Here is a 22,194-nt window from a genome sequence, read left to right as displayed (position 1 = left end):
ATGGGCTAGAGGTCTGTGGCGGTGTCGGCCGGCCGGCCTGGCGCCGGCGGTTGCGCGTCGAGGCCGTACGCACTGCGGAGGGCATCGTCCAGCGCACTCAGACGATCATTGCCGAGATGAAGCATCGCCAGCTCCGCGAGCGCGGCTTGGCCTATATTGGCTTCGGCGTCCCGCCGAACAATCAGCGTGGCCTTGTCCACGCCGCCGAGGAGCCCTTTCGGTTCTTCCAGCGCCCGGATCCGATGACGGTGATGCAGCGCCTGCGGATGCCAGAGAGGGATGACCACCCAGCGCGATGCGGCGACCGCGTCCCCGAACCGGCCGAAGCAATCCTGCTCCGTGCCGGTCCGGAAATGGTATCCGGCGGCTGCCAGGCCGTACTCCACGATCATGGCTTCGGAGAAGCGGCTGATGCCCGCCCCGGGGTTGATTCCTTGGATCAGCCTCTCCATTCGGTCGAGTGCAGGCGGCATCAGCAGGTCCGCCACGCCTGCAATCGACGCTGGCACGTAGTCGGGTACACCCCAGATGCAGTACGGCTCATAGAGAACCGTGATCTCGCGCACCTCGCTACGGAATGGCGCGAGATAGCGGCCATGGCTGGCCGGAAGCCAAGCGGAGACGAGAACGTCGATCTCACCGCGTCCCATCCGCCGGAACGTCTCTTCGTGGGGCGCCGCGGAGCGTTCGATGGCATGGCCGTGTCGTTGAAGGACCGCCTCGACCTCGAGGGCGCTGGCATCATGGAACGAGAGGTCGATGTGCCCCACGCGAAGTCTGGTCATTCGGCTGTCTCCGGTGGATGGCTGTCAGCCCGCTCCCGACCCGTCATTTGGAAGCAGCCGCCACCGAAGGCGCCCCGTCGATCCAGTCCTGACGCTGCGGCGAGAAGAAATCGATGTCGACGGTGTCTTCGGTGCAGACGAATTCGTGCGGCGTGTTCGGCGGGATGACCAGGACGGTCCCCACCGTCATCACGAACTCTTTGCCCTGCGAATAGACCTCGCACCGGCCCTGGGTGATCCAGGTGATCTGTTCGTTCGAATGATGGTGCAGCGGGAAGACACCACCCTTCTTCACGATCCAGCGGACGAGCGTGGATTGCGTGCCATGCAGCATCTGCCGCTGAACCAGCGGGGAGATCTGTTCGATCGGCTGGGCATCGAGTTGGTAGAGCGTCGGCAGGATAGCTGAATGCCCGCTGGCGCTGCCCTGGATTCCCCGCCCTGGGGCGTCGAGAACCGCCGGCGGCCCCGAGAGTGCGGGCGCGACGGCGTCCGCAGCGCCGGCGGATGACGCCAGCAGGGCGAGTGCAACGGGGAGGCAGAGACGGGCCAGGCCCCGGCAATGGACCCTTGTGGCCCGGCGCAGTGCCGGGCCGCGGGATTGGAACTTTTGTCTCTTGGACATCGGACTTTCTCCAATACGCGCGGGCGGCTCTCGGCTGGCCGTCCGGCATCGTGCTGCGGAGGCCATTGTCGAGGACTCAGATCAGCGGCGGAACGGTCGGGTCGATCTCGACCTCAACCAGGTGTGGAACGTTGGAGGCAATTCCGCGCCGAAGTGCAGCTGGAAGGTCGGCCGCGGCCGACACGCGTTCGGCCGTGAGGCCGTAACCAGCCGCCAGCGACACGAAGTCCAGCCCGGGCAGATCCAGGCCCGGCACATTCGGTGTGTCGAGCTGGCGGGCAAACGCCTTCAGGATGTTGTAGGCACCGTTGCGCGGAATGATGAAGAGGATGGGCAGCTTGTGCTGGACTGCCGTCCACAGTGCCTGGATCACATAGTTGGCCGCACCGTCGCCGACGATGTCGATCACCTTGCGGTTGGTGCCGCGGTCGCGCTCCGCCAGGGCAACGCCGACAGCAGCCGGCAGCCCGTAGCCCAGCACCCCGCTCGACATCGAGAAGAAGGACCGCGACCGGCTGGTCGGCAGCCGTTGCCGCAGCCACTTGAGGGTCGACAGCGACTCCTGGACGATCACGCTGTCCGCAGGACGCAATTCGTCGATGGCATGGTAGAGGTGCTCCGCCGTGATGATGGGCCCGGCCGCAGGCGGGCTGAGCTTCGCCCGGATGGGCGGCACCGAGCGATCGGAGGTCGGGACATGCTCCGCGAGCACCGCGCAGGCCCTGCCGGGATCGGCCAGCACGCTTTCCCCCACCGGCGCGCGCCCGGCCTCGTTGGGGTCGTCGGTGATGTGGAACAGGCGTGAGCCTGCCGGGAGGTAGCTACCGGCGACATAAGGATAGTAACGGAAGACCGGCGCTCCGATGACGACGATCACGTCGTGCCCCTCCAACTCGTTGCAGAGCGGGCCGATGGCACTCGTCAACATGCCCTGGTAAAGGGGGTGTGTCTCGGGAAAGCCTGGCCGTCCCTCGGCCGGGGCCGCCCAGACCTTGCAGCGCAGCCGCTCGGCCAGCCGGACAGCATCGTCCCAGCCCCCGCTCTGATCGACAGCACCACCAATGACAAGGACGGGCGATCTCGCGGCGGCGAGAGCGCTGATCACTGGTGCGAGATAGAGCGGGTCGGCACCCAGCCGGCGGCCGATCGTCCGAATCTCCGGTAGAGCCGGGCAAGGCTTATCAACGTCGTCCATGGGGATTGAGAGGAAGACAGGGCCGGCCGGCGGCTGGACCGCCATCGCATAAGCCCGCATGAGCGCGCCGGGGACGTCCTCCGCACGAGCCGGCTCATACGCCCACTTCACGAAGGGCTTCGGGATCTCCAGCGGCTGCGTGTTCGTCAGGTAGGGCTCGATCAGCAGCATCTCGCGCGTCTGCTGCCCGGCCGTGATGATCAGGGGCGCGCGGTTGTACCAAGCGCTCTCGATGTTGCCCAAGGCGTTGCCCATGCCCGCGGCGGTGTGCAGGTTCACCAGCACCGCTTCACCGGTCGCCTGGGCATAACCATCGGCCATCGCCACCGCCGGCGCTTCCTGCAGCGCGAGCACGTAGCGGAAATCCTTGGGAAAGTTTTTGAGCAGCGTCTCCTCGGTCGAACCGGGATTGCCAAAGATCGTGGTCAACTTCAGACGCCGAGCGACGTCGAAGAAGGCATCCTGAACCGTCTTCATGGGGGTCTCCAGGTGGATGTGGGTCAGCCGGCCTGATCGACGCTGGGGGGCGGCGCGCCGACGGGCGAAACGCTCAGCAGGCGTCGGTTGACGAATTCGCCGAACCCGAGGTCCGAGAGTTCGCGGCCATATCCGGAATTCTTGATGCCGCCAAAGGGTAGAGCGGGGGCGGTCCAGGTGGGATGGTTGACGAAGACCATGCCGCTGTCGATCCGGGCCGCGACCCTGCGGCCCCGGTCGAGGTCCCCTGTGAAGACCGAGCCGCCGAGCCCGAACGGGGTCGCGTTCGCCAGGGCCACCGCCTCATCCTCGGTGTCGACGACGTAGAAGCTCGCGACCGGGCCGAACAGCTCTTGGGTGTAGACAGGGTTGTTGCTGGAAATGTCGGCCAGGATCGTCGCGTCGACATAGAAGCCGGGGCGGTCGACGCGGCCTCCGCCGATCACGACCCGCGCCCCGGCCGCCTTCGCGGCCAAGATCTGCCGCAGCAGCCCGTTCATGGCGCTCTCCGAGGAGACCGGTCCCAGGGTCGTGGCCGGATCGCCGGGATCGCCGGTCCTGAGGGCACTCATCCGCTCCGACAGGCCCTTCAGGAAGACCGCTCCGCGCTCCTTCCCGATGACGATGAAGCGCTTGGCCGCGACGCAGCTCTGGCCGGTGTTGTTCATCCGACCCCACAGCGCATTGTCGAGAGTCGGTTCGAGCGGCGCGTCCTCGAGCACGATGAACGGGTCGCTCCCCCCTAGTTCCATGACGGACTTCTTCAGGTTGCGCCCGGCCCGCTCGGCGACGGCGGCACCCGCCCGCTCGCTGCCCGTGACAGTCACGCCTCGGACGCGCGGGTCGTCGATCAGGCGCGCGACCTGGTCGATGCTGGCGAAGACGTTCGTGTAGGCGCCGGCAGGCGCACCAACCGTCTCAAACAGGCGAGCGAAGGCAAGGGCAGATTGCGGCACGTTCCCGGCGTGCTTGATCATCACGACATTGCCGACCATCAGCTGTGGGCCGGCGACCCGCGCGAGCTGGTAGTATGGGAAGTTCCAGGGCTCCACACCGAGAATGAGCCCGAGCGGGAGGGTTTCCACGATGCTGCCGGGGGCTTCCGCAATCGGCTGCGGCGTCAGGTACCGCTCCGCCCTCTCGGCGTAATAGTCGAGGATATCCGCGGATAGCGAGACCTCAGCACGAGCCTCGGCGATCAGCTTGCCCATCTCGAGCGTCAGGTAGCCGGCATATTCCTCCGCATGCTCGCGGAGCGTCGCTGCGGCTGCGGCAACGATGCGCGCCCGGTCGACGACGGCGCGGTGCCGCCAATCGGTCTCATAGGTGGCCTGGGCCTGCCCGACCGCTGCCTCAAGCTCGGCATCGGAAATGTCGGGAAAGGTGCGGACCACCTCTCCCGTGGCCGGACTGATTGTCTGGTACGCCATCTCGGTCTCCGTGTTCTCGGATCTGGCGGCCGGGCCTGAGTCAGCTCCACCGCCTCGCTGCAGCCGGCGCGACCGGCGCTACGTCGCGACCGCGTATTTGCTGACGGCCGTCTCGTCCCACGCGATGCCGGTGCCGGGTCGGTCCGGCGCCGTCAGATGCCCGTCCACCGGCTGCATCGGCTCCGCCAGGATCGGGCTGGCCCAATCGACCCATTCCAGCCAATGCGCGGTCGGCGTCACCCGCATCAGGTGCGCGCAGATTTCGGGATAGAGGTGATTGCTGAGCTGAACGCCCGCGGCCCCGGCCAGGCTCGCCGCCCGCAGCCAGCCGGTGACGCCGCCGATCCGCATCAGGTCGGCCATGGCGTAGTGCACGGCGCCGGCGGCGAGGAACGTGAACAGGTCCCGCGCGCCGTAGTAGTTCTCGCCCATCTGGAGCGGGGTGCGGACCTGGTGCGCCAGTTGCGCGTAGCCACGGACGTTGTCGTAGGCGATGGGCTCCTCGAACCAATATAGGCCTTGATCATCCAGTTCATGGCAGCGACGGATGGCATCTCCCAACCCGAGCGCCTGGTTGAAATCCACCATCAGATCGACGCTCTCTCCGACCCCTTCGCGAACCGCCCGGATGGCGGCGAGATCGTCGGCGAGATGGGTGTTGCCCAAGCGCAGCTTCATCGCTGAGAAGCCACCTTCCGCCCGGAGTTCCCTAGCCTCCGACGCGAGTGTCGAGACCGCGTGCCGCCAGAGGCCGTTGCTGTTGTAGGCGCGGATCGGCCCGAGCGAGCCGCCCAGATACACCGCCAGGGGCAGTCCGGCGGATTTTGCCAGCGCGTCCCACAGCGCCATGTCGATGGCGGAGGTGGCGATGGTCGACACGCCGGAGACGCCGATGACGTTGAGGCCCTTCATGGCCGTTTCGAAGGCATCGAACGGAGCGGTCGCCGTGCTCTTCAGCGCGGTGGCGAGGTCCCGGATCTCGGCGATGACGGATGGAACGGCGGCAGCGCGATATGGCGCGACATAACTGCTGCCGACGACGCCCCCGACTGTTTCCACATCGACGAGGACGAGAGGCCAGAAATCGAATCGGCCGATGCCGGCGATGACCGGCCGTCGCAGCGGAACGAGGACGGCGCGGCTTCGTACGGCCTTCAGCTTCAACGGGACGTTGGTTGACGACATGAACGCTCCTTCCGCCGAAACGGCGTCGACGCGAGTGGTCTGGTCGGCAGGACGCCGATCATGGGAATGTCGGTTCGAGGTGGCCGTTGCCGGTCCGATGCGAAGCCTGGCGCAGCCGTCAGACGACGGGGCGTCCTTCGGCATTTGACGTGGAGGTCAAGAACCCAGTCATCGAGCTGCCGCGATCCAGGAGATGGACTGATACTCCCTTCCAAAGATGGAGCTGCATGGCGTTCGATTCCGACTGATGACGTGTCTCCCTGAGGATCCGTGTGCCTGGCCAGAGCAGGCGACACCGATCCATCGGGTCGGCGGAACTATCGATGCTTGGCCAAATGAAGAAAAACGCATAGTTTGAATGGACCCAGTAGCAAGCCTTCTAGATCTCCCATGCCCGATCTCGACATCGACCTGTTACGGGCTTTCGTCGCGGTGGCGGACGCCGGGAGCTTCACCGGCGCCGCCGATGTGGTGGGCCGATCTCAATCCGCCGTGAGCCAGAAGATCCGGCGGCTCGAAGACCTAATCGGATATCCTGTCTTCGATCGAACGAGTCGCTCCCTGTCCCTGACCGGTGCGGGCGGGCAGCTTCTTGTTGGGGCGCGACGCCTGCTGGACCTCAACGACGACGTCGTTCGGTCGCTGCAGGCGCCTCGGACCGCCGGCCGGCTGCGCGTGGGCATCTGCGAGGACTTCGTCCCGCTGCAGCTCTCACGGCTGCTGGCCCGGTTCCTGCGGCTGCATCCGGCCGTCCATCTGGACGTCAACACGAGCCTCACCCACGATCTGCTGCAGGAGTTCGACGAAGGCAACCTCGACCTTGTCATCGCGACGAGGCAGTCCTCCGATCGAGGACGTGTCATCTGGCGCGAGCCCATGGTCTGGTTTGCTGCGTCCGACTTCCGCTTTGATCTGAAACGGCCGTTGCCTCTGGTCATGCTCAGGCCCCCCTGCAGCTACAGGGAGCTGATGTTCACCACGCTCGACACGGCGCGGCAGGACTGGGTCACGGCCTGCACCGTTAGCAGCTTGATGGGCGTGCAGGCCGCCGTCGCAGGGGGGCTCGGGATTACACTGCTCGGCCGCTCCTTCATTCAGGATGGCATGCAGGTGGTGAAGGTGCCGGACTATTGGCCGCCCCTGCCGATGACCGAAATCATTGTGCTCGGGGATGACAATGCTGAGAAGTCGCTGGTACAACCTCTTCTGCAGTTCCTCGTAGAAGGGATGCAGGTTCCGGCGGCCGCGTGACGCGAGTCGCGTCAGCCTTGGCACTCTTAGAAATTTGCCCTCTGAAATGGCTCGGGGTTTGCCGGATTGCGCCATAAGGAGACGCGGCATCGGCGCCCCGATTGCGGACGTCCGTCCAATCGGCCCCGTCCGGGTCATTCGCCCAAGCACGAGCCGGCCAAGGCGCTCGAAACCGGCCATTGGGTCCGGATCCGAAGCGGACCTCGCCGGCTTCGAGCTTTTCTGTCAGTCCAGATCAGCCGTGGCAATTGCCAAGGTAGCAGCCGGTAGGCGCGCCGGTTCCGCTACGAGACCATCCGCGCCCGCGGCCTCTAGCTCGTCGCGGGTGCCGTATCCCCAAAGGACACCCAGCGCGCGCATCTTGTTCGCGTGGGCCCCCACGATGTCATAACGACGATCGCCCACCATGACGCAGTTGCTCGGCGCCAGCGCATGCCGCTCGATGACGTGGGCGATGAGTTCCGGTTTGTGGTCCAAGGCGCCGCCATCCTCGGAGCCGTAGATGCCGTCGAAGAGGGGGGCGAGATCGAGATGTTCGAGGATACGCAGAGCGAACGTCGCGCGCTTGGATGTTGCGAGGTACAGCCGTGCGCCTGCCTTCCGAATCTCGGCCAATGCCTGGGCGATGCCGGAATAGGGAAGACTGTTGTACAAGCCGTTCCGGCCATAGTCTGCCCGATAGGCCGCCACCGCTTCAACGACCCGATCATCGCCAAAAGGCTTCAGCAGCAACCGCATAACATCTTCAATCGGGGGGCCAATGATGGCGGACAGGTCCAGTGATGGTTCCGGCACGTGCCCCAGGGCCCGCAGCGCAGTCCGGCAGCTCATTAAGATGCCAGGCTGCGAGTCGATCAGAGTGCCGTCGAGGTCGAGAAGAACCGAGAAGGTCGAAGAGGACATAGCGGAGCGTAGCATGTCCGGACCGTCCGACTACAACGGTCACCGCCATTCCATCCAGCTTGGCGCGACCCGGGAGCGCCAATTGCGGTCATCGATCAGGCGCCCCGACAGCGGACTTTGACCGAACCCGCGGGATTCCTACGCTATCGACCGATCGGGCTGGACCCGGGCGCTCGAAGCCGGCCATCGCAGTCGAGTCCCGAACCGGCCATGCCGCGCGCAACCCAAAGCCAAAGTTCGAACCTGAAAGCCGGTGGGGTCGCTCGGTCCCCATTGCTGACGTCCGGAGCCCTCCGATAGTCCCGCGGGGCGCGTTCGAACCCTCACGATTTTGTCCTGTTGCTCCGCTTGCGGACGCCGGGATGTCGCCATCTCGTCCAAAGCCTTCGCATCCTTGCGCGAAGATACAGCATGCGGAGCCTGAGCGGATCTATGTTCGGTGGCGGCAAACCAGCCGCCACAGCGGCGCGAACCACATCCCGCGTCTTGTGCCATTCCGCTTTAGTTTGAACGAATTCGACTCCGAGAATTTTCCGGAAGCCCTTGGCGAGGCCCTCGAGGGTGCCGCGATCTAGATCGCGGTAGGCATGTACTCCGTCCCCTACGAGCAGACCGAAAGCGGGTAGCGGCTCTGTCGGTCCCCGCTCATGACGTCGTCGAAGGTGCCACGCCAGCGTATCTGCCGCCTGTAGCGGTGCAGTTGTCTTGTCATCACGAAATATGGGAGTTGACCCAAGCCACGGCGCCACATCTAGTTGTGACGCCTTCAACCAAGGGAACCAAAGAGCTGCGTCCGCGCCTGCCCCGCCTTGCTCATCGAAAATGAAATCAACTGGGGGAGCCAATGTACCCCCCAGGTTGGAGTGATAACGCGCCATGGTATCGATCAACGCCCACCAACAGGCAAAATAGGGAGGCTTGAGTGACGCAGGGGAGACTGGCGCGAGTATCTCTGCATGGTCCTTGCGGCTGATCGAAACATGGGACGACCAGCAACCGAAGGCGGCCGGCAGACGAGCCAAGCCGAGCAGCTTTGAGTCACGATCTCCACTTGGCCAACCCCGGAATTGACCGCTCAAATTTTGAGCTTCAGCCATCTTGAAATAGGCAATGCTTGGTGGCCGTTTCAACTCCTCGGCCCATGCCGCCGAGAATTCTGACCAGATGTGCTCGAAATTGACATATCCCGCGAGGAAAAGTCGGCGATCGGCAGTGTCGCTGGCGGAATCATCTATGTAGGCGTGTAGTCGAAGTTGATTGCTCACGAACTTCCCAGATCAGCAGAATCGCTCATCGATTGTACATGAGGATCTGACAATGATCTCCCTGGTATAGCCGTGGTGCTGGTGATGGCGCATCTCCATCATCGAGCCGATTAGAGCTGAATGACCGCCTTCCGCCCAGAGCAGTCGGCTCGACCTGGCCGGGTTGCGCCATATGCGGCCGTCGCTATCAAGCCCCCAAAGCGGACATGGCCGGATTCGACCCTTCCTTGCCGGCGCCACCGGGCCATAGCCATAACCCGGGGGGCCTGGCCGGCCTCAGTCAGCCTCGGTCTCGCAGCGCGCTCAGATCCAAGATGCCAACAAACATTTGCAAATATATCTTTGTAGAATTAAGTTTGGAGGATGAGCCCTTTCCTGCCCCAGCCACCTGCCCACGCGACCGCGCCCCGCCACGTCCGCCGGATCGTTCCTGATCCGACAGCCCTCAAGGCGCTGGCGCATCCGGTTCGATTGCGGATACTGGGCCTGCTCAGGGTCGACGGCCCCGCCACCGCCACGCAGCTGGCGGCGCGGCTGGGCCTCAACAGCGGCGCCACGAGCTATCACCTCCGCCAGCTGGCCCAGTATGGCTTCATCGAGGACAAGCCGGGGCCGTCGCGCCGCGATCGCTGGTGGCAGGCCAGCCACGAATTGACATCCGTGCTCGAGACCGACGCTGAGGGCGCAGAGCTGGATGCGGGCGTCGCCTTCACCCAGGCGTCGCTGTCCCTGCAGGTCGGCCAGATGCAGCGGGCCGTCGAGGAATATGCCGAGCTGCCGGCCCGATGGCGCAAGGCCAGCACGGCCAGCGACATCACCGTCCCGCTGACGGCGCAGCAGGCCGAGGCCCTGACCCGGCGGCTGACCGACATCATGCTAGAGGCGATGCGGGACGCCCCGCCTTTGGGGGAACCGATGCCCCCGGACATGGCGCCCTTCACGATCATGCTGCGCGCCTTTCCCTATCCCGGCCGCATCCCGCACCGCGAGGAGGATGGCGAGACGTGAGCACGGGCGCCCCCTTTCTCGCCCTGGCCGTCGCCGAGGCCTTCTCGATTTCCGGCACGAGGCTGTCGACGATCGCCATCCCCTGGCTGGTGCTGAGCACGACGAACAGCCCGGTGTCGACCGGGCTGGTGGCGATGACGGAGATGCTGCCCTATGTCGTCGCCAAGGCGCTGGGCGGCCCGCTGATCGACCGCGTCGGCCCGAAGCGGATCGCCATCGTCTGCGACGCGGCCTCGGTGGTCGTGGTCGGGCTGGTGCCCCTGCTGCATCTGCTGGGCATGCTCACCATCCCGATCCTGCTTCCGATCGTCTTTGTCATCGGCGTGCTGCGCGGCCCGTCCGACGCGGCCAAGCAAGCGATGGTTCCGGACATTGCCGAGCTGGCGGCGGTGCCGCTGGAACGGGTGACCGGCGTCGTCGGCACCATCGAAAGGCTGGCATCGACGGTCGGGGCGGCCGGCGCCGGCGCGCTGATCGCCCTGACCGGTCCGGCCCAGGCCCTCGTCTTCAACGCCGTCACCTTCGCCGTCGCCACCCTGATCGTCGGGGTGGGCATTCCCGTGCTGCGCTACATCCCGGTCGCAGCAACGGCGTCCTATGGCCAGGAGCTGCTGGAAGGCTGGATCTTTCTGCGCCGGGATACGGTGCTGATGGGCATAGTTGTCATGGTGGCGGCCACCAATCTCCTGGACCAGGCCTTTCATGTCGTGCTGCTGCCGGTCTGGACATTGGATGCAGGCCACGGCCCCGAACTGCTGGGGGCGATGCTGGCGGTGTTCTCCGGCAGCTCCATGGTGGGCGCGGCCATCGCCGCGTCCATCGGCGAGCGGATGCCGCGCCTTATCGTCTATACGGCCGCGTTCCTCCTGACCGGGTTTCCGCGCTTCCTCGTCCTGGCGGTGGACGTGCCGCTCTCCCTGGCCCTCGCCACCCTGGCGGTCGGCGGGTTTGCCTCAGGCTTTCTCAATCCGATCCTGTCGGCCGTGATGTTCGAGCGGATTCCCAAGCCCTTGATCGGCCGCGTCACGTCGATGAGCGCCGCACTCTGCTGGATTCTGATCCCGTTCGGCGGGATCTTCGGCGGCGCCTTGGTCAGCGGCGTCGGCCTGCCCGCCGCGCTGCTGCTGACCGGGACGGCCTATCTGGCGGCGACGCTGCTGCCGCTGGCGCGCAAGAGCTTCCGCGGTTTTGAAAAGCGACCGATCGCCGGCGCCGGCCCGTCGTGAACGACCGTGTGGATGTGCGCTGTTGGGCCACTGGAGTCATTTCGGTAGGCCGCACCGCACCGCAGGTTTCGCTCCTCGTGCCGATTGGGACCGACTGAACCGCGCCACAAGCGGACGTTGCTTCCGTCGTCCGGAAGCGGACATCCCCTGATCACCGGGATCGCCCCTGGCCAAGCGCGAATCCTGGACGTAGGAAAATCACGGTGCACCTGAATCCCGCGTGTGCCGGATAGGATCAGTCCGACAGTCGCATTTTGCGAGTACACCATTCTAGTTGGAGAGGAGTTAGGCGCACGCCGGACGCTCTCCGCAGGCGAAGGTTGCTTCCCTGCAACCCCAGAAACTGCGAGCTTGATCGCCGTCGTCGACATTCGACAGGCTGCCGCATTTAGGTCCTTTGGGCCGGCCTGTCACGGCAACGGCCGAACGCATCGGCCAAATTCAAGAGAAAGCTTGAACCCGGCCGGGCGCCATGTTCACACTCCGATTGACTTCACGGAGCCCATGATGCCGCAGTCGATGCGTTCGGTAATGACGGAGCTCATCGCGTTCGAATGTCGCGATCCGAACAATAATGGGAAGTTCGTTGGCTCCGGAACGGCTTTTTGGGCGAATGTTAACGGAGATATGCTTTTGCTATCGGCTAGTCATATCCCGTGGCCGCCTCCAGAAGATTCTCCAGGTCAGCTTCAATTTCCCGGCGTAACTCACGAATTCGATATAAGCTGGGTTGCCGCAAAAGGTCGGAATAGTGGCAGAGCGCTAGTCTCCTCGCATCCAACTTCCTACCGTGCCGACTATTGTATTATTGATTTCACCCATACCGCGCCAACGAAAGCTCCACCTGGACGTGCCTTTCGCACTTCAATGACTCCAATACAGCTTCCCTCGTCCATCATCGCCTTTGGCTTCCCGGGAGGCTACCATCCGTCTCTAACCCCTCCCGTTCATTGCGCCGCGGGCAAACTCCTGGAAGTTAGGCAGGGCAACGGGTACAGCAGCTATCTTGTCGACGGCAGTGCCATGGACGGCTATTCAGGGGGGCCAGCGTTTGTCGCAATCGACCGCGAGATGGTTGATGACTTGGTAGTTGGCCTCATGAGCGGGAAGCCTGCAGGTGAGCATCGTCGGAAGCACGGTCTTCAGAACGGTTTTGTTCTTTTTGGCTCGGACGGATTTGCAAAGTAGATGTGGCGCACAATGGCCGCTTGGCGGGGGCACTATGCCAACGCCGGTACGCTCATGCTCGTGTGATCCGCCCGATATACGCCTTCCGTCATTTGCGACGTGCCGACCACCCGGCCGGCTGAAGGGCGCCGCAAACCGGACACATTGCCCCAGCCGCTCAAGACCGGACGTCCACCGGAGTCGCCGCAGCGAGAGTGATGCAGACAAACTGGCTGCGCCGAAAGGGGCCGCCTTTAGACTACTCCGAAGTCGGCGACGAACTATGGCGTCGAGGCCGCAGGCACAGACCTGGAACTGTTAGTGTTCCCGATCACGCGGAGGTACTGGGTCATTGCCGCCACCGAGCGTATCCTTACTTCGGATTTTACCGTCGCGGCCCTTCACTGTCAGCTCCCCACCGCCCGCATTCAACAGCTTCTCCCGCCCCGAGGCAATCGCTTCGGCCTGCGTTTTGAAATTGAATCCGCGCTCCGCATTATCGCGTTTGTCTACCCATTGGTTGTCAGAAGAGCGGCGATAGACGGTTCGATCATTATCCTTGCTCATTCTCAATCTCCTTGGTTGTCGATGACGATATCGCTATCAATGACTGCCGTTTCGACGAAGGCTCCGAGCTGAACTCGCAATTCGTTGTAGACATCGTCGTCTTCCTCACCCGAGCCGAGGGAAAGAACGAACACCGCCTCCATCTCAGGAACCTCATCCGCTCCGGTGTATCCGTAGAGATAGAGGTCGCGGGCATAGACGCGCGCATAGACTCGCAGCGTCTCGGCGTCGAAGCTGACACTCTGGAAGTCGCTCCGGTGGTGCCGAACCGGGCTCCACTTGTGGTCGATCGTCCGGGCTTCTTGCTCCGTGATCTTCTCCGTGTCGAGAGACCCGAGAAGATTATGAAATTTCGATGCTCCCTTCGGAGTCCTGCCGCGCTGATACTGCAGCGCCGTGGCAAGACGGACGCTGAAGTAGTTGGGGCCGGCATAGTCGGTCACCATCGGGTGCGGATTGAGAATGGCGGTCAGGCACCCCATTCCACGCAATTTGCCCGAATGACGTAGTGACGGCGGAATCGGCAGATCCCAATAGAAGGCGGCGCCCGGCCGCAGCGCGGCCTTCCATTGCAGCGTTACGAAGCCCGACCGGCATTCCCATGGGAGCGACGTAACCGCCGGCGTGCCGAAACCGAGCGAGGGGTCGAACCCCTGCCCATCGGCATTGTGTAGCAGCAGGGCTTTCACCAAATCCGGCGAGCCCTCCCGTAGGCGTTGCATGGTATGCGCCGCGAGCGGCGAGGTCAGTGCGGTCGAAAAGCTCGATCCTGCGATAAGCGCTCCGCCGAGGGCGCGCACATGGGAGAAATGCGACAGATCCGGCTTCAGCATACTCGCGGGCCCCGGTCCGCACAGGCTGACCGGGCATTCGCCGGCCGGCGCGCCGTTGTCCCCGTGTAGGCGTCCACCAACTGTCACGGCCGCTTCGCAGTCGGCGGGCGGCTGCAGAAGGCTGCCTGGTTTGTTGCCGATCGAGATGACGGGGAGCACGCTGTGTTTGCGTGCCAAAACTGCGATGTCGTGCCCGAGCGGGCTGACGGAATCGAGCTGGCACGGTTGCCGCTGGTTCAGCGAGAAGTTCCAGACTCGGGTATCGGGATTGGCCGCCATCACGCTATCGAGATAGACGATGAAATCCTGGGGATCGACAAAGGCTCGCGCATCCTGGCGTGCGACCGCCTGCACTGTACCGACCTGGCAGTAAAGTGGCGGCAACGTCAGGTTGTTGTTCCAATCATGGCCTTGGACGACGAGCGATGTGACGCGGTTGCCATGCAGCCTGTCGGCGGCACGGTCGCGGATGAGAGGCGGCGCGCGCCAAGCCTCGGCATGACGGTAAGAGGTGGCTGACATCCCGCCGTCGACGACCCCTACAATCGGGAGCGACGCCATGTCGGCCGGCAGAGGACGGTCGGGTTCTCGGCCCTCTCCCGGCGATGTTGAACTGATCGGCTGCACCGGCTCAATACGGAAGACTGTGCCCGAGGCGACAAGCTGCTGAAGCGCGGCCGGCGTCGGCACGATAACGGTCGTGCGAGCACGCCGCCGGAGCCGGTATTCGCGCACTGCGACGTTGAAGCGATCGCCGCCCGCGGCCGCCGCGCGCAAACTACGCCGCATCACCGCCGGGACATTGGCGTCGAGTTCGGCGGCGATAGCGCCGAGAAGCGGCGCAGGTGGTGCAATCGTGTTATCACGCAGAGCCGCGAAGACCTGGATCAACTGCTCGGCTGCGTCCCGGCCGCGGAGCGGCATGAGCCAGACAACGAAGGCACGACCCGTTTCTGTCTCCGGCGCCGCCTGCCAGATCGCGTCCAAAGATGAAGCGCCGGCCGTGTCGTCATCCGCGAAGAACCTGACGGATTCGATGCGGGAAATATCGACTTGATCCTTGGCCAGACCAGACCGCTGAACTAGATACGCGAAGGCGGCCAGTCGGTTCGCCGCAACCTCGACGAGGTAGCCGAGGCGGTAGGGCGCTACAAGCCGGGCATCCCGCGTTGGTTGGAAAAGATCAGAAGGGGTCCAGGTCGGCGCGAGCGAATCGTCGAACATGGCCGCGTAGAGAACGACACGGCCGTCGAACCGGGGCCGCTGCGCCGCCTCTGCCGCGAGAGCGACAAATTGCGCCGCAAGCACACGGCGTTGTCCCGCCAACCGCTCGGTCTTGATGCCCTTGGCGCTCTTACCGCCGCCACTAACCCCTTCCGGTTTAGGCTCTTTGGTAAAACGCAGTACGGGATTCAGCAGGGGATTACGCGGAGTATCAGCCATCGCTCACCTTCCTTAGGTAGCGGTGAACCATCTGCCGGCTGACGCCAACGATTCTGGCGATCTCCGCTTGGCGAGCGCCTCCCTTCTCATGGAGGAAGATTGTCAGAGCCTTTTTGTCGGCCGTGTCGAGTTCGCGGTTGTCAAGGAGACGCGGGTTGCCGGCGCGGGAGCCCTGCGCCGCGAGCAAGATTTGGGCGAGGCTCGGTTCCTGGTTGCCGAGGACTGAACGTCGGCGAGCGGCCAGGGCAATGTTCTCAACATCGGCGCCGTTCAGGCCTTCCGACGCACGCGCGAGCAACTGGGTATCTTCCTTCCGCGACATGTCGCCCTGGAAGAGGAAGTGCAACCAAAGGCTGGCGCGTACATTCTCATCAGGAAGGCCCAGATTGACCTTGTAGGGGAAGCGTCGCCAGATTGCCGGATCGAGCAGATGTGGGTGATTTGTGGCACCGATCGTCACCACGTCGTCGGTCAGGGAGTCGAGGCCCTGCAGGACCGTGTTCACGACGCGCTTCAGCTCGCCTAATTCGTGTCGATCGTCTCGGAGCTTAGCTATCGCGTCCATCTCGTCGAGAAATAAAACGGCATTTCTGGCTGGCACAAACTCGAAGATTCCCCTGATATTCTTGGCGGTTTCGCCAAGTCGTGAGGAGATAAGCGAGTCCAGCCTTGCAATGTAGAAGGGGCGCTTGAGAGAGGCCGCAATGTGACCCGCAAGAAGGGTCTTGCCCGTGCCAGGCGGTCCATAAAGGAGTAGTCCCAAGCGGGAGGAAACCCCCTTCTCTGCGAGCAGCTCAATGTGTTCCGCATCCTCAATGAACTGCGATATTGTACCGCCCGATTCGCCATTGAGCATGACCGGTGTGGTCGGCCATTGGCCTTCCTCAATTAGAGGCAACCGCGACGCAGCATCACGTGGCAGGGACTCTGCGTAACCCGAGGCTTGTAACGGGACGCCACGCTTGCGCAGAAGGCTTTGCAGAGCCTTTGCCCCGTCGATGTCGTTCTGCTCAGCCAGTCCCTTGGCGATCTGACCGCCAATTCGGCGAACTCCTGTGTAGTCCGCCGATAAGGCGGATTCGATCAGGGCGACTACGAGAGATTTGTCAATTATCATCCCAAACGTGTGGCAGATGCATCCAAAAATGTCAACCGATGACGAAATAATGTAAACCGATTTTCCTATGATGTACCCCAAGCATGTACCCGGTCCGGAGAGCCAGGCAGACGTCCAACTACCCGGAGAGGGAGCTGACCTGCTCTTTCGCCAAGGGGCCGGATTCAAAGCCCGCTAGGGCAACGAGGAATGTCTGATTTGGGGAGTCCGGAAGCCCCGGGAATGTCAGCAAAGGGGACGCTCCGGCCATTGACGCGCTCTCCTCCGGCCTATTTCCCCGCGAGCAGCCGCCCTGTGAAATTCCCCACCCATAGACTCTCGTGCCGCCGGTAGATCCGGGCCGAGCTGTAGCTCTTCCACCGGCCATGCTCCATCGCCTTCTCCAGGGGAATGCCGAGGAGGTCCGCCGCGGTCATCATCCCGGCCCGGAGGCTGTGCGCCGAGAAGTCCGCCGCGCCGGTGCCCGTGCGGACGACCACGCGCTTGACCAGCCGGGCGATCGTCGCCGGGTTGACCGGCAACAGACGGCCGTCGGCGCCGGCCACCAGGTTGCCGCCGCGGTCGAGCCGGCTGAACAGGGCCCCCGCGGTTTCGCCGCGGACCTCGAGCCAGCGGCGCAGCGCGGTCACGGCGCACAGCGCCGAGCCGGGCACCGATTCGATGCCGATCTCGGCGCCATGGCGCTCCTGGTCGGCCTTGGAGCGGCCGACGAACAGCACCAGGCCCTCGGCCGAGAAAGTTGCGTCCCGGAGATCGAAGGCGGCGAGCTCGGAGCGGCGGAAGCCGCCGGCGAAGCCGATCAGCAGCAGCGCCATGTCGCGCAGCGCCCGGCGCCTCTCCCCTTCCCCGCCGGCGAGCTCGGCGCCGGCCAGATCCGGATGGGCATCCGGGGTCAGCACCAGGGATGCGGCGCGCAGGTTCGGCTCGAGCAGCGCTGCCTTGCGCACCGGCCGGGCGCCCTTGGTCCGGCGCAAGCCTTTGAGGAAGGCCTCGAACTCGGAATCGTCGAGCGCGAGCGGCCGCTTCAGCCGCTTGCGGATCGCCACGACCGCTGCCCGGCGCAGCAGGATGGTCGACAGCGATCTCGTTTCCGAGAGGGCGGTCAGGTGCATGACCAGCCACCGCTCGTCCGCCGCCGTCGCCGAGTCCGCGCCTGTGGGGTCGAGGCCGAAGCCGAGGCACCAGTCGCTCCAGGCGCGCCAGGCCTTGCCGTAGGCCAGCCGCGTGTTTGCTGAAAGTGAAGCCTCGACCAGCTGGTCGGCCTTCGCCGCCAGCGCCTGGACCTCGGCGATCTTCGCTTCGCTGAGGGTCGCCGGCCCCGCCGCGGCGTCTCCCTGCGGGTTCGCCGGCAGCGTCGCCGAGGTGTCGGTGCCGTCGACCGGGCCGGTCATGCCTGGAGCGTCGCGCGCAGGCGCGCCAGCGCGGCCGCCTCTTCCCGTCGGATCCGGGTGATGGCGGCGGCGATCGCCCCCGGCGAGCCGTCGGCCAAGCCCTGGCGGAGGCCGTCATCGTCGGCATGATCCCGCAGGAAGCGATCAAGCTGGTCCCGGTACTGCTGGCCCATCGCCGCGGCCTGCTCGATCATCGCGCGGCCGAGCGCGGTGACCACGAGTTGATCGCGAATGCCGGGCCGCGGTGCCAGGTGCCCCGCCTTCACCGCCTGGCGCTGCAGCCTGCCGCGCGCGGTGCGGCCATCCTCGCGTTCGACCCGGGCGTCCGGATGGACGATGCCGAGCTGAAGGATCGCGGTGCCGTCCGCCGGCGGCGTGCGGCCGTCCCTTTGCATCGTCATCCTCCTGTCGCTCGGACGTCGCCCGGCCACTTTCGCATCGCCCGTGACCCGATTCTAGCGCATCCGCGCCGCGCAACAAGATGTCCAATGCGCGATAACTGTCATTATCGCTTAATACTATCAATATGTTATGCCATCACTGCGGAGTTGGAAGCCACCGTGAGCGCCTCGATCGCGCCGTGAACAGTGACTGTTGCGTCGCTGCTACCGCCAAAGGCATAGTCAACGGGCTCACATAATATGATATGATTCGGTCGCCTCAGGCCGACATGAACTTATTCGGGTCGTCACCTCGGCATACAGCTTTGCGTATCGAATATTCTAGCCCGTGATGACGGATCGGGATGGAACGCTCGCAGTTGGCAAACGTCGCCGGAAGGCGACCTTAACCATTTGGAGGCGCGGGATCTGACCTCAGTACCCAACATGACCAACCGCCGGCTCTCGGCCGATCCGCCAAAACCCGGTAGGTGCCGCACCAACGGTCTCGTAAGAACGGCCGGTCAGCCCTCAGCGCGCGCGAAAGGTGCCCTTGGCCGCACGCCTGCTTTGCTGTTGTGGTGAACGACCACCGTCGTGTAATCTTGCTCCGCGAACCCAATTGATTTTTTAGACACGGAGATGACAGAATACTATGAATCACTCAATGTTCTATTATTTTAAAACATTGGATATCGTAATTTCAATAATAAGATCGATAACAATTGCCGTCACTCTAATGATAATTCTCATGTCGAGCGCAAATGCACAAATCTCGGTAAATATGACAACTCACAACTATACTGTCGGTGGATCAAATTATATCGCCTATCGTATTGGTGATTATGCAAATAGCCCCCACAATCCTGGGGAACCAGTTTCTGACGGGACTGCAAATAATCCAGATACGTTCTTTGATGTAATCAATAGATATAATGAAAATCCAACGATAGTTCGGCAGCAAATGACAACAATGTGTGCAAATGGACAGAGAAAAATTGGGCTTATGCTTTGGTTTCGTCCATTTAATCAAGTATGGGACGTGAATCTTCCATACTTTGGAAACATATCTAATTCGGCTGGCGGCGCCTTACGGGAACCTGTCAGTTCCAATTTGGCTGCCGTGGTGAAGATAATATCCGACTTGCGGCGCGACACGGGCGCTCCTTGCTTCGACGAGTTACAATTCCGATTTGCACCCAAGAACGCAGCGAACCCTATTGGGTGGTCGGCCTGGAATGAAGCGCAATACGCCGAGAACTGGAATCTGATGCTTTCTACCAGATCCATTGTTGAGCGCAATGCGCGATCATCGCTCGTTCGATATTATGACTTGGGGGCCGAGCTCGGCGGCGTCTATGGCGACGACCCTGCTTTTTTGTGCAGCGGCTGCAGCGGGTCCGTCTCCACAGAGCGCTATTTACGCACCCTGTGGCAACAATACTATAGCACATTTGGAGTATCCGACACTTATGGTTTCTCCATCGCAACGGCGCCCAATCGAATGTGGAAGATGATGCGTATCTATGACTTGGTAGGCGTGCGCCCATCGCAATGGGCGCTTGATGTCTACAGCAACACAGATTTTAGATATGCGCTGAACGATTTGGTGGCCAACGCGGGCATGTCAAGAAGCATTCTTTTGCAGGAAACCTTTTCCGAATCTCTGGACTTTGTCTCAGGACTATTCGAGTCTGCGGCCGCATCTGGCATAAAAGTTCGGACGGTAATGCAGTGGCCACTTTCCAAGACTCACAACGATGCGACCACCACCCCTCTGGGCCATGCACATTACAGTTCCGATTATCCAGAGACATATGTCTACAAACCTAAGCCTCGCATCTCATCTGGTGGACTCGGTTGCTCGGATTCTAAATGCGCGTGGCTAATCGGATACAACTTTGGGCCTAACTGCCAAGTTGGCCTCTATAGGTATGATTGGACGCGACTGCCGGATCCGGCCGGTATCACATGCACAACGTCGCAGGTGACATTCATCATCCCTGGTGAGGCTTATCAAAATGGCGACCCGGGCATACGTGTGGCGGTCACCAATGAATTTGGTCTTTGGAATGATCCTTATTATATCTCTATACGATAGAAATTCCAGTTACTGCTCGCGTGATTGAACGCTAGTGTTGCGGAGAGTCGCGGAATGTGAGTTAAGGCATAAATGACTCTGCCGTTGCTCTGTCCGCGACGGGCATCTACACGACCAATGCCGACCTCGGCGGCGCCGCTACGCCTCCCTTTCGGAGTGGCCGACTTCCATAGATCTTGCGCGGCGCTCGTTCCAGGTGCCGGCGTCCAGTTGGTATTATTTTCTGGGCCGCGAGACCGATGTCAGTTTGATTGCCCTCATCGGTCAACCGTGGCCGGAAACGCCCGTAACTCCTCATTCGCTTTGAGAGTTGCGCGGGCATGGATGGGTATCGGCCGATGGCGCTCGATCGTCTGTCTGTCGGCGGGCAGCTTCCCAACAATATTCCTCGTCCGCAGGCTCTCGTGCCGCCGGCACATCCGGTCCGAGGCATAGCTCTTCCCGCGGCCATGCTCCCTGCTTTCACGAGCGGGATGCCGATCAGATCGGCCGGGATCATCAACCCGGCGCGCAGGCTGTGCACCGAGAACTCCCCCGCTTCGACCCCGGTGCGGGCCAGTACTCGTTTGACCAGCCTAGCGATCGTGGCCGGGTCGATCGGGGGCCAGGCAGCCACTGGCGTCGGCCACCGGGTTGCCGCCACGGTCGAGCCGGCAGAACAGGGCCTCGCAATACCGCCGCGGGCAGCACCTCGACCAGGGTGAAGCCGTCCTCTCGGCTCGCCCGGCTCATGGTGGGCTCTCCTGGCTGATGGTCCCGGTCAGCCAGGCGATCCGCAACGACAGGTGACGGTCGCCACGGCCGAGCGTCAGGATACCGCCGCTGCTCGACCCGTCGCCGAGGAACAACAGGGCGGGGACGTCACCGTCGCGTCCTATGGCGGCGCCGGTCAGGGTCAGGTCGAACCCATCGGGCACCGCCTGCCAGCGGCTGAGCGCCGGGATGCCGATGCGCCGGGCTTCCGGGTCGAAGCGCACCAGCACCGGAGCCTGTTGGCGTAGCGCGGCGTCATGGGCCTGTGTCAGGAGGCGCTCCAGCCCCGCGGCTGTCTCGCGCAGGGCAGAGCGGGTGCGCCATTCCGGCACGGCCAACCCGACCACGGCCATCGTCAGGCCCAGGATCACCAGCACGACCAGCATTTCGATCAGGGTGAAGCCGGTTGCTGCGTCGGGGTGCCTAGTCACTGCTCGTTCCCAAGGAGAGGGGCACCATCCGGTGTGGCATCTCCCCCAATCTTGCGGGCCAGCATCCTGTCGATCCGCGGGCGACGTGGTTTGTACGGCTGCAAACTCGTGCACACCCAGCCGAAGATTGGCGCCAGGAGTGTTCTATGTCAGGAGTTGGAGAATTGCAATCTCGATCAGCCCATCAATTACACGAAATACTTGCGTGCATCGTAATTAGAAATGCTGAACGCCAGCGATTTTGGACTCACCCCATGCTTGTTCGTCTTTTCTCGATCCGCAGATTTTAATAGCAAAGCTTCTATAGCTCTTCCATCTCCTTTGTAGGAAAATACAGCCCTAAAGAGTGGCGTGTTCCCGTTATCGTCAGTCGGATCTACGTCTGCTCCGAATTGCAAGAGAAGTACAATCAGTTCCGACGCTTGCGCTTGTGACGAAAAGTGTAACGCAGTCCAACCTCGCTCATCAGACAGGTTCGGATCCGCGTTTCTCTCCAGCAAAAGTCTTGCTACCTCGATCTTCTTATCGATTGCAGCGTTCATAAGTGGGGTTCGGCCCAGGCGATCCGTTTGATCAATTAAATCTCCCGCATCCAGGGAAGCTTTAACCGCATTTACGTCACCTCTCAGGACAGCCTCTTGTATTCCCATAGGAACCTCGC

At 63.0% G+C, this 22,194-nt stretch carries 19 protein-coding genes; 5 read left to right on the top strand and 14 right to left on the bottom strand.

All coding sequences use genetic code 11. The features are described from left to right. Window positions 1-5: 5 nt before the first annotated feature. From E9232_RS17015 to E9232_RS16995, 5 genes are all read right to left on the bottom strand, one after another. Window positions 6-785 (bottom strand): glycine betaine ABC transporter substrate-binding protein, encoded by a 780-nt coding sequence (locus E9232_RS17015; protein WP_309795688.1) that lies wholly within the window; start codon window positions 783-785, stop codon window positions 6-8. 43 nt (window positions 786-828) lie between these two features. Continuing rightward, a complete protein-coding gene (locus E9232_RS17010) occupies window positions 829-1,410 on the bottom strand; it encodes a cupin domain-containing protein (RefSeq protein ID WP_309795686.1) in 582 nt (193 codons plus the stop codon). Window positions 1,411-1,486: 76 nt separating this feature from the next. Then, window positions 1,487-3,082, bottom strand: a complete 1,596-nt coding sequence (gene mdlC / locus E9232_RS17005; protein WP_309795684.1) for a benzoylformate decarboxylase — start codon at window positions 3,080-3,082, stop codon at window positions 1,487-1,489. 23 nt (window positions 3,083-3,105) lie between these two features. Further along, the gene (locus E9232_RS17000; protein ID WP_309795682.1) at window positions 3,106-4,512 is read right to left on the bottom strand and encodes an NAD-dependent succinate-semialdehyde dehydrogenase; all 1,407 of its coding nucleotides are present in this window, start codon (window positions 4,510-4,512) and stop codon (window positions 3,106-3,108) included. A 78-nt stretch (window positions 4,513-4,590) separates the two neighbouring features. Further along, a complete protein-coding gene (locus E9232_RS16995) occupies window positions 4,591-5,697 on the bottom strand; it encodes an enolase C-terminal domain-like protein (protein WP_309795680.1) in 1,107 nt (368 codons plus the stop codon). A gap of 390 nt (window positions 5,698-6,087) precedes the next feature. On the opposite strand from E9232_RS16995, the gene E9232_RS16990 reads away from it, so the two are divergent. After that, complete coding sequence (locus E9232_RS16990) at window positions 6,088-6,948, top strand: LysR substrate-binding domain-containing protein (protein ID WP_309795678.1); 861 nt, start codon at window positions 6,088-6,090, stop codon at window positions 6,946-6,948. 225 nt (window positions 6,949-7,173) lie between these two features. Here E9232_RS16990 and E9232_RS16985 read toward each other — a convergent pair whose 3' ends face one another. Both E9232_RS16985 and E9232_RS16980 read right to left on the bottom strand, forming a co-directional pair. Then, window positions 7,174-7,851 (bottom strand): HAD hydrolase-like protein, encoded by a 678-nt coding sequence (locus E9232_RS16985; protein WP_309795677.1) that lies wholly within the window; start codon window positions 7,849-7,851, stop codon window positions 7,174-7,176. Window positions 7,852-8,174: 323 nt separating this feature from the next. Then, window positions 8,175-9,116 carry a DUF3800 domain-containing protein gene (locus tag E9232_RS16980; protein ID WP_309795675.1) on the bottom strand — a complete coding sequence of 314 codons (942 nt, stop codon included), beginning with the start codon at window positions 9,114-9,116 and terminating at the stop codon, window positions 8,175-8,177. Between the two features lie 363 nt (window positions 9,117-9,479). Between E9232_RS16980 and E9232_RS16975 the strand changes: the two genes are divergently transcribed. From E9232_RS16975 to E9232_RS16965, 3 genes are all read left to right on the top strand, one after another. Beyond that, on the top strand, window positions 9,480-10,124 hold the full coding sequence (locus E9232_RS16975; protein WP_309795673.1) for an ArsR/SmtB family transcription factor: 645 nt from the start codon (window positions 9,480-9,482) through the stop codon (window positions 10,122-10,124). Beyond that, the gene (locus tag E9232_RS16970; protein WP_309795671.1) at window positions 10,121-11,350 is read left to right on the top strand and encodes an MFS transporter; all 1,230 of its coding nucleotides are present in this window, start codon (window positions 10,121-10,123) and stop codon (window positions 11,348-11,350) included. The genes E9232_RS16975 and E9232_RS16970 overlap by 4 nt, the downstream gene beginning before the upstream one ends. 507 nt (window positions 11,351-11,857) lie before the next feature. Beyond that, window positions 11,858-12,538: a hypothetical protein gene (locus E9232_RS16965; RefSeq protein WP_309795670.1), complete on the top strand. Its 681-nt coding sequence runs from the start codon at window positions 11,858-11,860 to the stop codon at window positions 12,536-12,538. 297 nt (window positions 12,539-12,835) lie between these two features. On the opposite strand, the gene E9232_RS16960 is transcribed toward E9232_RS16965, so the two are convergent. The 5 genes from E9232_RS16960 to E9232_RS16940 form a co-directional block, all read right to left on the bottom strand. Continuing rightward, on the bottom strand, window positions 12,836-13,084 hold the full coding sequence (locus E9232_RS16960; RefSeq protein WP_309795668.1) for a DUF2188 domain-containing protein: 249 nt from the start codon (window positions 13,082-13,084) through the stop codon (window positions 12,836-12,838). A gap of 2 nt (window positions 13,085-13,086) precedes the next feature. Beyond that, window positions 13,087-15,360 (bottom strand): S8 family serine peptidase, encoded by a 2,274-nt coding sequence (locus E9232_RS16955; protein WP_309795666.1) that lies wholly within the window; start codon window positions 15,358-15,360, stop codon window positions 13,087-13,089. Then, a complete protein-coding gene (locus tag E9232_RS16950) occupies window positions 15,353-16,558 on the bottom strand; it encodes an AAA family ATPase (protein WP_309795664.1) in 1,206 nt (401 codons plus the stop codon). Before E9232_RS16950 ends, E9232_RS16955 begins: the two co-directional genes overlap by 8 nt. 188 nt (window positions 16,559-16,746) lie before the next feature. Then, the gene (locus E9232_RS16945) at window positions 16,747-17,868 is read right to left on the bottom strand and encodes a tyrosine-type recombinase/integrase (RefSeq protein ID WP_309795663.1); all 1,122 of its coding nucleotides are present in this window, start codon (window positions 17,866-17,868) and stop codon (window positions 16,747-16,749) included. After that, complete coding sequence (locus E9232_RS16940) at window positions 17,865-18,269, bottom strand: hypothetical protein (RefSeq protein WP_309795661.1); 405 nt, start codon at window positions 18,267-18,269, stop codon at window positions 17,865-17,867. The genes E9232_RS16945 and E9232_RS16940 overlap by 4 nt, the downstream gene beginning before the upstream one ends. 730 nt (window positions 18,270-18,999) lie before the next feature. Here E9232_RS16940 and E9232_RS16935 point away from each other — a divergent pair. Continuing rightward, complete coding sequence (locus tag E9232_RS16935) at window positions 19,000-20,349, top strand: hypothetical protein (RefSeq protein WP_309795659.1); 1,350 nt, start codon at window positions 19,000-19,002, stop codon at window positions 20,347-20,349. 728 nt (window positions 20,350-21,077) lie between these two features. Here the strand turns inward: E9232_RS16935 and E9232_RS16930 are convergent. Both E9232_RS16930 and E9232_RS16925 read right to left on the bottom strand, forming a co-directional pair. Further along, on the bottom strand, window positions 21,078-21,533 hold the full coding sequence (locus E9232_RS16930) for a prepilin-type N-terminal cleavage/methylation domain-containing protein (RefSeq protein WP_309795657.1): 456 nt from the start codon (window positions 21,531-21,533) through the stop codon (window positions 21,078-21,080). A 188-nt stretch (window positions 21,534-21,721) separates the two neighbouring features. Beyond that, entirely contained in the window at window positions 21,722-22,183 is a 462-nt protein-coding gene (locus tag E9232_RS16925) for an ankyrin repeat domain-containing protein (RefSeq protein ID WP_309795655.1), read from the bottom strand. Between the last annotated feature and the right edge of the window lie 11 nt (window positions 22,184-22,194).

Origin of the sequence: Inquilinus ginsengisoli, assembly GCF_031453975.1 — a bacterium.
Lineage (GTDB): Bacteria > Pseudomonadota > Alphaproteobacteria > DSM-16000 > Inquilinaceae > Inquilinus > Inquilinus ginsengisoli_A.
The sequence above is the reverse complement of the archived record's forward strand: the minus strand, read 5'-3'. Positions and strand labels throughout refer to the sequence as shown.

Excerpts from the sequence above, each read along its gene's own strand:
- E9232_RS17010 (WP_309795686.1), bottom strand. The coding sequence starts at position 1,410 with ATGTCCAAGAGACAAAAGTTCCAATCCCGCGGCCCGGCACTGCGCCGG.
- E9232_RS16965 (WP_309795670.1), top strand. The coding sequence starts at position 11,858 with ATGCCGCAGTCGATGCGTTCGGTAATGACGGAGCTCATCGCGTTCGAA.
- E9232_RS17015 (WP_309795688.1), bottom strand. The coding sequence starts at position 785 with ATGACCAGACTTCGCGTGGGGCACATCGACCTCTCGTTCCATGATGCC.
- E9232_RS16940 (WP_309795661.1), bottom strand. The coding sequence starts at position 18,269 with ATGACGATGCAAAGGGACGGCCGCACGCCGCCGGCGGACGGCACCGCG.
- E9232_RS16985 (WP_309795677.1), bottom strand. The coding sequence starts at position 7,851 with ATGTCCTCTTCGACCTTCTCGGTTCTTCTCGACCTCGACGGCACTCTG.
- E9232_RS16960 (WP_309795668.1), bottom strand. The coding sequence starts at position 13,084 with ATGAGCAAGGATAATGATCGAACCGTCTATCGCCGCTCTTCTGACAAC.
- E9232_RS16955 (WP_309795666.1), bottom strand. The coding sequence starts at position 15,360 with ATGGCTGATACTCCGCGTAATCCCCTGCTGAATCCCGTACTGCGTTTT.
- E9232_RS16925 (WP_309795655.1), bottom strand. The coding sequence starts at position 22,183 with ATGGGAATACAAGAGGCTGTCCTGAGAGGTGACGTAAATGCGGTTAAA.
- mdlC (WP_309795684.1), bottom strand. The coding sequence starts at position 3,082 with ATGAAGACGGTTCAGGATGCCTTCTTCGACGTCGCTCGGCGTCTGAAG.
- E9232_RS17000 (WP_309795682.1), bottom strand. The coding sequence starts at position 4,512 with ATGGCGTACCAGACAATCAGTCCGGCCACGGGAGAGGTGGTCCGCACC.
- E9232_RS16990 (WP_309795678.1), top strand. The coding sequence starts at position 6,088 with ATGCCCGATCTCGACATCGACCTGTTACGGGCTTTCGTCGCGGTGGCG.
- E9232_RS16975 (WP_309795673.1), top strand. The coding sequence starts at position 9,480 with ATGAGCCCTTTCCTGCCCCAGCCACCTGCCCACGCGACCGCGCCCCGC.
- E9232_RS16995 (WP_309795680.1), bottom strand. The coding sequence starts at position 5,697 with ATGTCGTCAACCAACGTCCCGTTGAAGCTGAAGGCCGTACGAAGCCGC.
- E9232_RS16935 (WP_309795659.1), top strand. The coding sequence starts at position 19,000 with ATGTCGAGCGCAAATGCACAAATCTCGGTAAATATGACAACTCACAAC.
- E9232_RS16945 (WP_309795663.1), bottom strand. The coding sequence starts at position 17,868 with ATGACCGGCCCGGTCGACGGCACCGACACCTCGGCGACGCTGCCGGCG.